Raw genomic sequence first — 15,010 nt, 5'->3', positions numbered from 1 at the left:
GGAGAAATACAATGGCGAACAGAATGATTCTGAATGAAACGGCATGGTTTGGCCGGGGGGCTGTTGGCGCATTAACCGATGAAGTTATTCGTCGCGGTTATCGCAAGGCGTTGATTGTGACTGATAAAAATCTGGTGCAGTGCGGCGTTGTTGAGAAGGTGACTTCCCGAATGGATGCTGCAGGTCTGGCATGGGAAATCTATTCAGGCGTTATTCCTAATCCAACCATTGCGGTAGTGCAGGAGGGATTGAGTGTCTTTCAGCAAAGCGGCGCAGACTATCTGATAGCCATCGGCGGAGGCTCCCCGCAGGATACCTGTAAAGCGATTGGCATTATCAATAATAACCCGGAGTTTGCGGATGTACGCAGCCTTGAAGGGTTATCGCCGACGCGCAGCCCGAGCGTGCCGGTTATGGCTATCCCAACCACCGCGGGAACAGCGGCGGAAGTGACCATTAACTACGTGATCACTGACGAAGAGAATCGGCGTAAGTTTGTTTGTGTCGATCCACATGACATCCCGCAGGTGGCGTTCATCGATGCTGATATGATGGACGGCATGCCTGCTGCATTAAAAGCGGCTACTGGGGTAGATGCACTGACTCATGCCATTGAAGGTTACATCACCCGGGCAGCGTGGGCGCTTACCGATGCGCTGCACATTAAAGCCATCGAAATTATTGCCGGGTCATTGCGCGGTTCCGTTGCGGGTGACAGCCAGGCGGGTGAAGCGATGGCCCTGGGCCAGTACGTTGCCGGGATGGGCTTCTCCAACGTTGGTCTGGGATTAGTGCATGGCATGGCACACCCGTTAGGCGCGTTCTACAACACGCCGCACGGCATCGCGAATGCCATTTTGCTGCCGCACGTGATGCACTATAACGCCGAATTCACTGGGGAAAAATTCCGCGATATTGCCCGGGTAATGGGGGTTAAGGTTGAAGGACTGACGTTGGCGCAAGCACGCAAAGCGGCAGTGGATGCTGTCTTCGCCCTTAATCGCGATGTAGGGATCCCACTGCACTTACGCGATGTTGGCGTCCGTAAAGAGGATATTCCTGCGCTGGCGCAGGCCGCATTTGACGATGTTTGTACCGGGGGAAATCCGCGTGAAGCGAGCCTTGGGGATATCGTCGAGCTGTACCATACTGCCTGGTAATCACCTGGCGTTTATCTGGCCTACAGGGTTATACGTTAAGTAGGCCGGATAAGCGCAGCGCCATCCGAAAATAAGACTACCGTGCCAGCCGTAGCTGCTGTAGGTTTCCGTCGATATGTAAGTCCGTTTGCAGCCGCGCGATATCGCGGCACAAAAACGCCATCTCCCGATGTTCTTCGAGTTTCTTACGCCATTTCTCCGGTACGTCATCCAGATGTTCATACAGTGCTTCCAGCGTTGGAAACTGCGTCAGCAATTGTGTGGCGCTTTTAGGACCAATACCGGCAACCCCAGGTATCTTAGAACTGCTGATCCCTGCCAATCCCCAGTAATCAGGCAACTGTTGCGGCAGTACGCCGAACTCTTTCTCGATAAACGGCGCATCCAGCCAGCGTTTCTGGAAATAATCGCGAATACGCAGCGTTGGGGAGAGTAGCTGACAATAGCCTTTATCGGTTGAGACGATGGTTGCCTGATGTCCGGCCTGGCTAACTTTCACCGCCAGAGTTGCGGCTAAATCATCGGCTTCATTCCCGCTGGATTCCCAGCAGCAGACACCGCGCTGTTCAAAAGCGGCGCGTAAGGCGGGCATTTCCTTGTGTAAATCGTCAGGCATTGGCGGGCGACCGGCTTTGTAGTCAGGTAAGCGTTGGTGACGCCAGCCGCTGTTGCGTGCTTCGTCATCAAATACCGCCACGGCGTGTGTGGGCTGACTGTGCACAATCAACTGATCGAGCGCGTGCTGGCACGTTTCCACGCAGGGTGAGCCCTGTACGGCGTGAATTCGGCGGATAAGATTCAGTGCATCGACAATGAGCAGATGGACGGCCACGGTGTTCTCCCTAACAAATCAGTCTGTAGGGTAACATTCACGGCGAGTGGAGGCGAAGATCTGATACAACATTTTGCCGGATGGCGGCTGAAGCCTTATCCGGCCTACAAATGAATACGGCACTGTAGGCCGGATAAGCTTGCGCCATCCGGCAATGGGGTGGGACTTAATCGCAGGTGACAATTTTCATTGCCAAACCGCCGCGAGATGTTTCGCGGTATTTGGCATTCATGTCTTTACCGGTTTCGTACATGGTCTCGATAACTTTATCGAGGCACACGCGTGGCTCACTGGTACGGCGCAGCGCCATACGTGCGGCGTTCACCGCTTTCACGGACGCGATCGCGTTACGTTCAATGCACGGTACTTGTACCTGGCCGGCAACCGGATCGCAGGTCAGACCCAGGTTATGTTCCATACCGATTTCCGCCGCGATGCACACCTGCATTGGACTACCACCCAGCAGTTCAGCCAGACCAGCCGCTGCCATGGAGCAGGCCACGCCAACTTCACCCTGACAGCCGACTTCAGCACCAGAGATAGAGGCGTTCATTTTATACAGTGAACCAATGGCGCTCGCGACCAGCATGTAGCGTGCCAGCGAGTTAGCGTTCACTTCACGGATAAACTTGTCGTAATACGCCAGTACGGCAGGAACAATCCCGCATGCACCGTTGGTTGGCGCGGTAACTACACGTCCACCTGCTGCGTTTTCTTCGTTCACGGCCAGCGCGAACATGTTGATCCAGTCAACAACCGCCATCGGGTCAGTGGTGGTTTTGTCGCTGCTGACCAGCATGCGACGCAGCGCAGCGGCACGACGCGGAACGCGCAGTTTGCCCGGCAATACACCTTCGGTGGTGATGCCGCGCTCAATCCCGCTACGCATCACTTCCCAGACGTTAGCAAAGTGCTGTTCCAGCTCTTCTTTACTGTGCAGGGCCAGTTCGTTTTGCATCATCAGACCGGAAAGTGACAGGCCGGTTTCCTGGCAATGACGTTGCAAATCAGCTGCGGATTTATACGGATACGGCACGTTTACCGGAGAGTTGTTCGGTAAACCAAAATGTTCTTCATCAACGATGAACCCACCGCCAATGGAATAGTAAGTCTGGCTGTAAATGGCTTTTTCGCCCGCCAGTGCGGTAATACGCATCCCGTTTTCGTGCAGGGACAAATTGTCCGCATGGAAATTCATGCACTTGTCGACCGGGAACTCGACCTCATGTTGACCGTCTGCCAGCAGCAAACGCCCATGAGTATTCACATCCTGGATAAAGGAAGGGATGGCATCAATGTCTACGGTATCCGGCAGATTACCCGCCAGGCCCATAATAATCGCGATGTCGGTATGGTGACCTTTCCCCGTCAGAGACAAGGAGCCATAGACATCAACCACTACGCGGGTTACGTCAGTGAGAATTCCGCGTGCAATCAGGTCATCCGTGAATTGTTTGCCTGCTTTCATCGGGCCAACAGTGTGGGAGCTGGAAGGGCCAATGCCGATTTTGAAAATATCGAATACGCTAATCATGAGGCGTCCATTGTGTATCGAGATGCGCCGCCCCGAAGAGCGGCGCAGGGGAATTAACTGAACAGAGAGTAGAAAATAGCGGAGATAGCGATCAGGCCCATAATCACAACGAAGACGTTGCTGATATGGCCGCTGTACTTACGCATTGCCGGTACTTTCTGGATGGCATACATCGGCATCAGGAACAGAATCATCGCGATGATTGGGCCACCCAGGGTCTCAATCATACCGAGGATGCTCGGGTTCAGTGTCGCCACAATCCAGGTGGTTACCAGCATGAACAGTGCAGTGATTTTGTTCAGTTTGTTGATTTCGATGGATTTGCCTTTGCCGCGCAGAGACTTAATCACCATCCCGTTGAAGCCTTCACGTGCGCCCAGGTAGTGGCCGAGGAAGGATTTGGTGATAGCGATAATCGCGATGATCGGTGCCATCCAGGCAATAATCGGCGCGTTAAAGTGGTTCGCCAGGTAAGACAGAATCGAGATGTTCTGCTCTTTTGCTGCTGCCAGGTCCGCCGGGGTCAGGCTGAATACACAGCTGAAGACGAAGAACATAACGGTCAGTACCATCATGATGTGAGCGAATGCCAGAATCTTGGAGCATTTCTTCTCAGCTTCATCACCGTACTCTTCACGCTTCGCCACGGCGAAGGAGGAGATGATCGGGGAGTGGTTGAAGGAGAACACCATTACCGGAATCGCCAGCCACAGGGTCAACAGCAGGCCGTTCCCGGTGGTTGCCGCAGAGTCAAAAGACATGGTTTCCAGAATCGCACCGCTCCACTGAGGGATCAGATACAGCGCCAGCAGCATCAGAGCCGCAACGAACGGGAATACCAGGATGCTCATCGCCTTAACGATCATCTGCTCACCGAAGCGCACGATGGTCATCATGCCGACAATCAGGATCAGAGACAGGATTGCACGCGGCGGAGGAGTAATCGCCAGCTGATGGGTCAGGAAGCTTTCAACGGTATTGGTGATTGCTACGCTGTAAACCAACAGAATCGGGTAGATAGCGAAGAAGTAGAGCAGGGTAATCAGTTTACCTGCGCCAACGCCGAAGTGTTCTTCTACAACTTCGGTGATGTCTTCACCCGGATTTTTACCGGACAGCACAAAGCGAGTCAGACCGCGGTGTGCAAAGAAGGTCATTGGGAAGGCAAGGATCGCCATGATGATCAGTGGGATCATACCGCCTACGCCTGCGTTGATCGGCAGGAACAATACACCCGCGCCAATCGCCGTGCCGTAAAGGCCCAGCATCCACATGGTGTCTGTCTTGCGCCATGCGCTGCGGGTCTGGCCCGTAACGATAGTGCCGGTTTGAGTGTTTTCCATCTATTTCTCCTGGAGGAAGCTTAAAAAGCCGGGTTTGAGGTCAATCCAATGAGAAAGTACCCGGCTGTAAATCGAAATTCGTTGAGCGATTTTTATATAATTTTTCGCCGTAATAATTTTCGGGCGGAAAGATACATTTTAGTAATGAATGTATCAGTGATCGGGATCCCAAATGCAATAATCCACCTTTTATGTGGATAAATTTGGGCCATTAATCTGTTAAAAAATAGTCAAAGCGAATTTACGGGCGCGAAGGCTAACATTAACGACATATCTCATGAAAGCGAAGGCGCGAAGATAGGCGTGTTCAGCTGTAAAAACTGTTGTTTTTAGATGATTTCGGCGACTAATAATAATTTACTAAGATAAATCACGGTTGGTTTTTCAAGGTAATCGTTTGCGTGGCACGCTGTTTTTAATGAATCATCACTGGTATTTATGTGATTGTCAGAGCTATGTGACTGGTATCACTAAAAAAAGCCGGGAGGCAAATGCGCCAAACCCGGCTTTGATATGGACAAAACTGTCATCGCTATAGTGCTGCTAGCGGGTGTAGAAGGTTAGGCGCAGATCTCGTAACAAGGGATATACGCAGTGCCCGGTAACTTCATACGATGTTGTGCAACAAAGCCCTGCAGGAGATCGTCCATGCGGCGCATCATTTCGCGGTCACCGTGGATTTTGTACGGGCCAAACTCTTCAATAGCGCGGATGCCGACTTCCTTCACGTTACCAGCCACAATACCGGAGAATGCGCGACGTAGATCGGCCGCCAGTACTTCAACGGGTTGATCCGGGTACAGCTTCAGGTTGGCCATGTTTTCATGGGACGGTTCGAACGGCATCTGCAGATCGGGCGCGATACGAATCGACCAGTTAAAGCTGTAAGCATCACCTGTGTCGCGACGGTTTTCTTTCACCAGCGGCATCGCTTTTTTCATCAGACGCGCCACTTCCGCTGCATCGTCAATGATAATGCGATAGTGGCGACGCGCATCTTCCCCCAGCGTGTGCACGATAAATTCGTCAAGCACGCGGAAGTAATCCGCACTCTCTTTTGGTCCGGTCAGGATCAGTGGTAGAACCTGATCTTTGTTGGCCGGATTCATCAGGATCCCCAGAAGATACAGCAGCTCTTCTGCTGTCCCTACGCCACCCGGGAAGATGATAATACCGTGGGCGATACGCACGAACGCTTCAAGACGTTTTTCAATGTCCGGCATGATGATCAGTTCGTTTACCAGCGGGTTAGGCGGTTCAGCGGCGATGATTGACGGTTCGGTCATGCCAATAAAGCGGCTGTCTTTGTATCGCTGCTGGGCGTGGCCTACCGCAGCGCCTTTCATTGGCGCTTCCATCGCCCCTGGACCGCAGCCGGTACAGATGTTCAGTTCGCGCAGGCCCAACTGGGTGCCGACGCGACGGGCGTACAGGTACTCATTTTCGTTGATTGAGTGACCGCCCCAGCAGACGACCATGTTCGGCGCTTCACCGACGTGCAGCGCCCGGGCATTACGCAGGATCGAGAATACGAGGTTGGTGATATGGACCGAGCTTTCGAGATCCAGATGCTGAAAACGACCGGCGTTATGGATCTGGCCATTGACGAACAGAATGTCGCGCAGCACGGCAAACAGGTTAGCCTGTAGCGCACGAATAATGCGTCCATCAACAAACGCATCTTCAGGTGGGTTGATCAGTTCCAGCTTCACGCCCCGTTCGCGGCGCAGTACGTTAATATCGAAACTTTCAAAGCGTGACAGCAGTTCTTTACTGTTGTCGGTCAAACTGCCGGAGTTCAGAACGGCAAGCGAACAGTTACGAAACAGTTGATACAGGTCGCTGCTGGCCGTGCGTTTAAGCATATCGACTTCCAGCTGCGACAACATGTCCATTGAGCCAAGCGGGCTAATATGTGTAATCAAGTAAACTCCTTATGGGACGCAACACGTCATTCCCTGTGATTACAATAGCCCTGGCTTATGGCCTTTCACAACCTTGTGCGCGAAATCCGACACGCAAAATTGAGAAAAAAGATTACTGACGTACCAGACGACCGGTTGCCGGAGTGAAATCGGTGTTGGTGCGCCATGGGTTAATGTCCAGGCCACCACGTCGCGTGTAGCGTGCGTAAACGCTCAGTTTCTCCGGCTGGCAGAAGCGCAGAATGTCATTGAAAATGCGTTCCACACACTGTTCATGAAACTCGTTATGGTGGCGGAAGGAGACCAGGTAACGCAGCAGCTTCTCTCTGTCGATTTTACGTCCGCGATACTGAATTTGTATGGAGCCCCAGTCTGGCTGGTGGGTGATTAAACAGTTGGACTTCAGCAGATGGCTGACCAGTGTCTCTTCCACTGCCTTTTCACCGCTCACGGCATTTTCCAGATACGCAGTGCTGAACTGGTAGTTATCGATGATGATATCCTGATTGTCGATACAGGTGCCGTTAAAGTGGGCTATAGGCTGCCCTTCCAGTTCGTCAAGGCGGTACAGCGCCACGCTGACATCGCCCTGAGCGCAGGCGCGAAGATCGTTTTCCAGTGTCTGACGTACCGCATCCCAGGAATCAAAACGCGTCTGATTAAAACTGTTCAGGTAAAGCTTAAAGCTTTTCGATTCAATCAGATTTACGCTGGTGTAATCCAGTTCCACGTGACCGACTGCGACCTGCGGTAAGCCGTTGGCATTCAGCCACGACAGTTCATACAGCGTCCAGATATCCGCACCGTGAAAAGGCAGGGCATCGGCCTTTAAATCCAGCGGATCGCGGTTCAGGCTGCGCGGAACACCCTGCAACAGACTTGCATCGTAATTGTCTCGGTAATCCGTTGATTTACCTAGAGTCAGGCCGTCAAGCGCCTGATGATTTTCATAAGAGGACATGTTTCACCGTCATAAACCAGATACACTATGCGACAAGTGTATCCTGGCTTTTGTGAAGAGAGAAATCAGTGGACGAATTGACAGCGCAGGCGTTGGTAGCCTTTACGACGCGTTATTGCGACGCATGGCATGAAAAAAACAACAGTTGGCCACTCAGTGAAGAGCTGTATGGCGTACCTTCTCCGTGCATCATTTCTTCCACAGACGATGCGGTATTTTGGCAGCCTCAACCTTTTGTCGGCGAAAAAAACCTCAATGCGGTTGAACGGGCATTTGATATTGTGATACAACCTGCCGTTCACGCTTTTTACACCACCCAGTTTGCCGGGGATATGCACGCGCAGTTTGCGGATGGAAAGCTGACGCTGCTGCAGACCTGGAGTGAAGATGACTTCAGGCGCGTTCAGGAAAACCTGATTGGTCACTTGGTTACGCAAAAGCGACTTAAGCTTTCGCCTACGCTTTTTATTGCCACACAAGATAATGAGCTTGACGTCATTTCGGTGTGCAATCTGTCCGGTGAAGTGTGCAAAGAAACGCTGGGAACCCGTAAACGAACGGTGCTGGCGGCCTCACTTGCGGAATTCCTCACTCAACTTAAGCCAGTTCTGTAATCCTGTTTGCCCTGAATCTTGTGAGAGATCTCTTACATACCCTGTAGGACATTGCCAGGTGATAAGTAAAGACTTAATGAATTGATAAAATAATAATTTATTATTATTCAATTGGTTAGTATTTTATTGTCAACTTTCATACGAAAATAATCGTAAGGGTAAGCCTGTAAGCATCTTGTAAGACAAAGCGAAACAGGCGATTCTATATCTGTCGACAAGGAGTCGCACAACGAAGAGAACATCAGGATGATGGCTCTTCACCTGGACACACCAGGACGGTGTTGCAAGGACAGGCTTCAGGACGAAGCAAAGAGGAAGACGCTGGATGCGTTAAAGGACACCTCCAGGACGGAGAATGAGAGCCGGTCAGGATGTTCGGCGGGTCAGGATGGCCAGGATACTTCAGGATGAAGTTTTCACATCGGGGTGATGTGAGCAGGATGCAAAAGTTCAGGATGAACAAGGTCGCAAGACCACAGGAAAAGTTGTCACGGATGAGCAGGGAGCACTAAAAGTAGCTGGAATGCTGCGAAACGAACCGGGAGCACTGTTTTTTTTACAGTGCTCCCTTTTTTTATTTCCCTCCACTAGTGCTATTCTTCGCGCCAGATTTTTCATCATTGAGGTTTATTTCATGACGACTCATGACCGTGTGCGCCAGCAGTTACACGCACTTGAAGCGCTACTGCGTGAACATAATCACTGGCGGATGGATGAGCCAGCAGAGCATCTGTTTACCAGTACGCAGCCTTTTTGTATGGATACCATGGAGCCGGTCGAGTGGCTGCAGTGGGTGTTGATTCCCCGCATGCATACGCTACTCGATAACGCGCAGCCGCTTCCGCAGGCTTTTGCCGTCGCACCGTATTACGAAATGGCGCTAGCAGCCGATCATCCGCAACGTGACATTCTCCTGGCTGCATTGCAGGAGCTGGATGCGCTGTTTACCAGTGATAACGCCTGATGCTGGAGATTCTCTATCAGGATGAATGGCTGGTTGCAGTCAATAAACCTTCGGGCTGGTTGGTTCACCGCAGTTGGCTCGACCGGGATGAGAAAGTGGTGGTGATGCAAACGGTGCGAGACCAAATTGGTCAGCACGTTTTTACCGCCCATCGACTCGACAGACCAACCTCCGGTGTGCTGCTGATGGGACTGTCCAGCGAAGCCGGGCGTTTGTTGTCTCAGCAGTTTGAACATCATCAAATTCAGAAACGCTATCATGCGATTGTGCGTGGCTGGCTGATGGATGATGCCGTGCTGGATTACCCGTTGGTCGAAGAGCTGGATAAGATTGCCGATAAGTTTGCCCGCGATGATAAAGGCCCGCAGCCTGCCGTCACCCATTATCGCGGCCTGGCAACGGTAGAAATGCCGGTAGCGACCGGACGTTATCCGACCACCCGTTACGGGCTGGTGGAGCTGGATCCTAAAACCGGTCGGAAACACCAGCTCAGGCGCCATCTGGCCCACTTACGCCATCCGATAATTGGCGACAGCAAGCACGGTGATTTACGGCAAAACCGCAGCGCCGCAGAGCATTTTGGCTGTCAGCGATTGATGCTGCATGCCAGCCAGCTTGCGCTGACACATCCATTCACCGGTGAGCCGCTGGTTATTCGCGCCGGGCTGGATGACGTCTGGATGCAGGCATTGTCACAATTTGGCTGGCGTGGACTTCTCCCTGAGAATGAAAGGGTTGAGTTCAGCGGGATGTCAGGTCAGGATGAATAGATAGATTCTTAAGTCCCAGGAGATTACGGTTATGGCGGAAATTGGAATTTTTGTCGGCACGATGTACGGAAACGCACTGCTGGTTGCTGAAGAGGCCGAGGCCATTTTGACGGCACAGGGTCATAAAGCCACGGTGTTTGAAGATCCGGAGCTCAGCGACTGGCAGGCATATCAGGATAAATATGTGCTGGTGGTGACCTCAACGACCGGGCAGGGCGATCTGCCCGATAGCATCGTGCCGCTGTTTCAGGGGATCAAAGATAATCTCGGTTTCCAGCCAAATCTGCATTACGGAGTCATTGCGCTGGGCGACAGCAGCTACGTTAATTTCTGCAATGGTGGCAAACAGTTTGATGCGCTTTTACAGGAGCAAAGCGCACAGCGCGTGGGTGAAATGTTGCTGATTGATGCCAGCGAACATCCTGAACCGGAAAGCGAATCCAACCCCTGGGTAGAAAACTGGGGAACCTTGCTCAAATAATCTCTCGCCCGTACGGGCATACAACCCCCATTTGAACCGTAGGCCGGGTCAGGCGAAGCCGCCACCCGGCAATAAAACCTCAATTACGTGAACTAACTTCCACTGCTTTGGGCTTATGCCCCAAACAACTTCTTACTGCCTCCCGAATGTTGTGTTCATGCACGGTGAGGGTAAGAGCCACTCCTTCATATACTTTTCCCGTCAGTTCCCGAAAAGGCAGCGAGTCAGAATAAAACGGCCCTGAGCTGTACCAAAACTGCCACACACTAACCTCTCATTCTGATCACCCTACAGGTGCTGTACAGAATGAACTGGCGACAGCCAAGATTCAGGAGTGCAACAATGAGTTCATTAAGTCAGGCGGCGAGCAGCGCGGAAAAACGCACTAACGCTCGCTACTGGATAGTGGTGATGTTGTTTATCGTCACATCCTTCAACTACGGCGATCGCGCCACCTTATCCATTGCCGGTTCGGAGATGGCCAAAGACATTGGTCTGGATGCGGTAGGGATGGGTTATGTATTCTCCGCTTTCTCATGGGCCTATGTTATCGGCCAGATCCCTGGCGGCTGGTTGCTCGACCGCTTCGGTTCAAAACGTGTTTATTTCTGGTCCATCTTTATTTGGTCCATGTTTACCCTGCTGCAGGGCTTCGTCGATATCTTTAGCGGCTTCGGCATTATCGTTGCGCTGTTTACGTTGCGATTCCTTGTCGGTTTAGCTGAAGCTCCTTCCTTCCCCGGCAATAGTCGTATAGTTGCGGCATGGTTCCCGGCACAGGAGAGGGGCACGGCGGTCGCAATCTTTAACTCTGCGCAGTACTTTGCCACCGTTATTTTTGCGCCAATCATGGGGTGGCTGACCCACGAAGTGGGCTGGTCGCATGTGTTCTTCTTTATGGGCGGCCTCGGGATTGTTATCAGCTTTATCTGGCTGAAGGTGATTCATGAACCAAACCAGCACCCGGGCGTAAACCAAAAAGAGCTGGAGTACATTGCTGAAGGCGGGGCGCTGATCAATATGGATCAGGCGGCCGCCAAAGCTAAAGTGCCGTTCAGCGTGAAGTGGGGGCAAATCAAACAGCTGCTGGGCTCACGGATGATGATCGGTATTTACATCGGGCAATACTGCATTAACGCGCTGACCTACTTCTTTATCACCTGGTTCCCGGTTTATCTGGTGCAGGCTCGCGGTATGTCGATTTTGAAAGCAGGTTTTGTCGCTTCGGTCCCGGCCATTTGCGGATTCGCCGGCGGCGTGCTCGGCGGCATTATTTCCGACTGGCTGATGCGCCGTACCGGTTCGCTAAATATCGCCCGTAAAACGCCAATCGTACTCGGCATGCTGCTGTCGATGGTGATGGTGTTCTGTAACTACGTCAACGTGGAGTGGATGATCATCGGCTTTATGGCGCTGGCCTTCTTCGGCAAAGGTATCGGTGCGTTGGGATGGGCGGTGATGGCTGATACTGCACCTAAAGAGATCAGCGGTCTGAGCGGCGGTTTGTTCAACATGTTTGGCAACATCTCCGGCATCGTCACGCCAATTGCTATCGGCTACATCGTAGGGACCACCGGCTCGTTTAACGGCGCGTTGATTTACGTCGGGGTGCATGCGTTGATTGCGGTGGTGAGCTATCTGGTACTGGTGGGCGATATTAAACGTATCGAACTGAAACCTGTCGCAGGACAATGATGATGACAACACAATCGAGTCCCGTTATTACCGATATGAAGGTCATCCCGGTGGCCGGTCATGACAGCATGCTGCTCAATATTGGCGGTGCGCACAATGCATATTTCACCCGCAATATTGTGGTTCTTACCGATAACGCCGGCAATACCGGCGTCGGTGAAGCGCCGGGCGGCGAAGTGATTTATCAGACGCTGGTTGACGCTATCCCGATGGTATTGGGTCAGGAGGTTGCGCGCCTGAATAAGGTGGTACAGCAGGTGCATAAAGGCAACCAGGCCGCTGATTTTGACACCTTTGGCAAAGGCGCCTGGACGTTTGAGCTACGGGTAAACGCAGTGGCGGCGCTGGAAGCTGCGCTGCTTGACCTGTTGGGCAAGGCGCTCAACGTACCTGTCTGTGAACTGTTAGGGCCGGGCAAGCAGCGCGATGCGGTCACCGTACTCGGCTATCTGTTCTACGTGGGCGATCGCACAAAGACCGATTTACCGTATCTGGAAAGCACGCCGGGAAACCATGAGTGGTATCACCTGCGTCACCAGCAAGCGATGAACAGTGAGGCGGTGGTACGTCTGGCTCAGGCTTCGCAGGATCGCTACGGCTTTAAAGATTTCAAACTCAAAGGTGGTGTACTGCCTGGCGAGCAGGAAATCGACACCGCTCGTGCGCTGAAAAAATGCTTCCCGGATGCGCGTATTACGGTTGATCCCAACGGAGCCTGGTTACTGGATGAAGCCATCTCCCTGTGTAAAGGGCTGAACGATGTTCTGACCTACGCCGAAGATCCATGTGGCGCTGAACAGGGTTTTTCTGGCCGCGAAGTGATGGCCGAGTTCCGCCGTGCAACCGGTCTGCCGGTAGCAACGAACATGATAGCCACCAACTGGCGTGAAATGGGCCATGCGGTGATGCTGAACTCAGTAGATATTCCGCTGGCCGATCCGCACTTCTGGACCCTTTCCGGCGCGGTGCGCGTGGCACAGTTATGCGATGACTGGGGCCTGACCTGGGGCTGCCATTCTAACAATCATTTTGATATTTCGCTGGCGATGTTTACCCACGTCGGTGCGGCTGCGCCGGGTAATCCAACGGCTATTGATACCCACTGGATCTGGCAGGAGGGTGATTGCCGCCTGACCAAAAATCCGCTGGAGATTAAAAACGGAAAAATTGCGGTACCCGATGCGCCCGGTCTGGGCGTGGAACTGGACTGGGATCAGATACAGAAAGCGCATGAGGCTTATAAGGCGCTGCCCGGCGGCGCGCGTAATGACGCAGGCCCAATGCAGTATCTGATCCCCGGATGGACTTTTGACCGTAAACGTCCCGTTTTCGGCCGCCACTAATTTTGAATAAGGACTTAATTATGAGCGCACAATTTTCTACCCCATTGGTTACCTCTATGCAGGTTATTCCGGTTGCGGGTCATGACAGTATGCTGATGAACCTGAGCGGCGCACATGCTCCATTCTTCACGCGCAATATTGTGATTATTAAAGATAACTCCGGTCATACCGGCGTGGGTGAAATTCCCGGCGGAGAAAAAATCCGCAAAACGCTGGAAGATGCTATCCCGCTGGTGGTAGGCAAAACGTTAGGTGAATACAAAAACGTGCTGAATGCGGTACGCAATACTTTTGCCGATCGTGATGCGGGCGGTCGCGGTTTGCAGACCTTTGATTTACGTACCACTATTCATGTGGTTACTGGGATCGAAGCGGCCATGTTGGATCTGTTAGGTCAGCATCTGGGCGTAAACGTCGCCTCTCTGCTGGGGGATGGACAGCAGCGTAGCGAAGTTGAAATGTTGGGTTATCTGTTCTTTGTCGGTAACCGTAAGGCAACGCCGCTGCCGTACCAGAGTCAGCCGGATGAGAAGTGCGACTGGTATCGTCTGCGTCATGAAGAGGCGATGACCCCGGATGCGGTAGTGCGCCTGGCGGAAGCTGCGTATGAGAAGTATGGTTTCAACGACTTTAAACTGAAAGGCGGCGTGCTGGCAGGTGTTGAGGAAGCAGAATCTATCGTTGCGCTGGCGAAGCGTTTCCCGCAGGCCCGCGTCACGCTGGATCCGAACGGCGCGTGGTCGCTAAATGAAGCGATTAAGATCGGCAAATATCTGAAGGGTTCTCTGGCCTATGCGGAAGATCCGTGCGGAGCCGAGCAGGGCTTCTCTGGTCGTGAAGTGATGGCGGAATTCCGCCGCGCTACCGGTCTGCCGACCGCCACCAACATGATCGCTACCGACTGGCGTCAGATGGGGCATACGCTGTCGCTGCAGTCCGTGGATATCCCACTGGCGGACCCGCACTTCTGGACCATGCAGGGTTCTGTCCGCGTGGCGCAAATGTGCCATGAGTTTGGGTTGACCTGGGGATCGCACTCCAACAACCACTTTGATATTTCGCTGGCGATGTTTACGCATGTCGCGGCAGCGGCTCCGGGCAAAATTACCGCGATTGACACCCACTGGATCTGGCAGGAAGGCAATCAACGCCTGACCAAAGAGCCATTTGAAATCAAAGGCGGCATGGTGCAGGTTCCGGCAAAACCGGGTCTGGGCGTGGAGCTGGATATGGATCAGGTCATGAAAGCGCATGAGCTGTACCAGCAACATGGGCTGGGGGCGCGTGATGATGCGATGGGAATGCAGTATCTGATCCCGAACTGGACGTTTGATAATAAGCGTCCGTGCATGGTACGCTAAGTGAGCTGGGACCGCTCCCATTGAGGG

At 52.8% G+C, this 15,010-nt stretch carries 13 protein-coding genes; 8 read left to right on the top strand and 5 right to left on the bottom strand.

The genetic code is table 11. The features are described 5' to 3' along the window. The first annotated feature begins 11 nt into the window (after positions 1-11). Positions 12-1,160, top strand: coding sequence for a lactaldehyde reductase (fucO, locus tag OGV74_RS06910; protein ID WP_086504506.1), 1,149 nt, complete (start codon positions 12-14; stop codon positions 1,158-1,160). 76 nt (positions 1,161-1,236) lie between these two features. On the opposite strand, the gene xni is transcribed toward fucO, so the two are convergent. The 5 genes from xni to queF form a co-directional block, all read right to left on the bottom strand. Further along, positions 1,237-1,992: a flap endonuclease Xni gene (gene xni / locus OGV74_RS06905; protein ID WP_003840372.1), complete on the bottom strand. Its 756-nt coding sequence runs from the start codon at positions 1,990-1,992 to the stop codon at positions 1,237-1,239. Between the two features lie 166 nt (positions 1,993-2,158). Next, on the bottom strand, positions 2,159-3,526 hold the full coding sequence (locus OGV74_RS06900; protein ID WP_003034070.1) for an L-serine ammonia-lyase: 1,368 nt from the start codon (positions 3,524-3,526) through the stop codon (positions 2,159-2,161). Positions 3,527-3,579: 53 nt separating this feature from the next. Then, positions 3,580-4,869, bottom strand: a complete 1,290-nt coding sequence (locus OGV74_RS06895; protein WP_003840368.1) for an HAAAP family serine/threonine permease — start codon at positions 4,867-4,869, stop codon at positions 3,580-3,582. A gap of 560 nt (positions 4,870-5,429) precedes the next feature. Continuing rightward, positions 5,430-6,794, bottom strand: coding sequence for a nucleotide 5'-monophosphate nucleosidase PpnN (gene ppnN / locus OGV74_RS06890; RefSeq protein WP_003034076.1), 1,365 nt, complete (start codon positions 6,792-6,794; stop codon positions 5,430-5,432). A gap of 112 nt (positions 6,795-6,906) precedes the next feature. Further along, complete coding sequence (queF, locus tag OGV74_RS06885; RefSeq protein ID WP_286520583.1) at positions 6,907-7,755, bottom strand: NADPH-dependent 7-cyano-7-deazaguanine reductase QueF; 849 nt, start codon at positions 7,753-7,755, stop codon at positions 6,907-6,909. 68 nt (positions 7,756-7,823) lie between these two features. On the opposite strand from queF, the gene syd reads away from it, so the two are divergent. From syd to gudD, 7 genes are all read left to right on the top strand, one after another. Continuing rightward, positions 7,824-8,369, top strand: coding sequence for a SecY-interacting protein (gene syd, locus OGV74_RS06880; RefSeq protein ID WP_086504505.1), 546 nt, complete (start codon positions 7,824-7,826; stop codon positions 8,367-8,369). A 634-nt stretch (positions 8,370-9,003) separates the two neighbouring features. Beyond that, positions 9,004-9,333, top strand: a complete 330-nt coding sequence (locus OGV74_RS06875) for a YqcC family protein (protein ID WP_003034091.1) — start codon at positions 9,004-9,006, stop codon at positions 9,331-9,333. Next, positions 9,333-10,103 (top strand): tRNA pseudouridine(65) synthase TruC, encoded by a 771-nt coding sequence (gene truC / locus OGV74_RS06870; protein WP_086504504.1) that lies wholly within the window; start codon positions 9,333-9,335, stop codon positions 10,101-10,103. The genes OGV74_RS06875 and truC overlap by 1 nt, the downstream gene beginning before the upstream one ends. Positions 10,104-10,134: 31 nt before the next feature. Next, positions 10,135-10,584, top strand: a complete 450-nt coding sequence (locus OGV74_RS06865) for a flavodoxin (RefSeq protein WP_003034096.1) — start codon at positions 10,135-10,137, stop codon at positions 10,582-10,584. A 342-nt stretch (positions 10,585-10,926) separates the two neighbouring features. Then, positions 10,927-12,279 carry a galactarate/glucarate/glycerate transporter GudP gene (gudP, locus tag OGV74_RS06860; protein WP_003034105.1) on the top strand — a complete coding sequence of 451 codons (1,353 nt, stop codon included), beginning with the start codon at positions 10,927-10,929 and terminating at the stop codon, positions 12,277-12,279. A 2-nt stretch (positions 12,280-12,281) separates the two neighbouring features. Then, complete coding sequence (locus tag OGV74_RS06855) at positions 12,282-13,622, top strand: enolase C-terminal domain-like protein (protein WP_048218513.1); 1,341 nt, start codon at positions 12,282-12,284, stop codon at positions 13,620-13,622. Positions 13,623-13,642: 20 nt separating this feature from the next. Next, a complete protein-coding gene (gene gudD, locus OGV74_RS06850; RefSeq protein WP_003840351.1) occupies positions 13,643-14,983 on the top strand; it encodes a glucarate dehydratase in 1,341 nt (446 codons plus the stop codon). The last annotated feature ends 27 nt before the right edge of the window (positions 14,984-15,010 follow it).

Origin of the sequence: Citrobacter sp. Cf116 (genome assembly GCF_030336505.1) — a bacterium.
GTDB lineage: Bacteria > Pseudomonadota > Gammaproteobacteria > Enterobacterales > Enterobacteriaceae > Citrobacter > Citrobacter freundii.
Note: the sequence above shows the minus strand (reverse complement) of the source record. Positions and strands in the feature narration are given on the sequence as shown.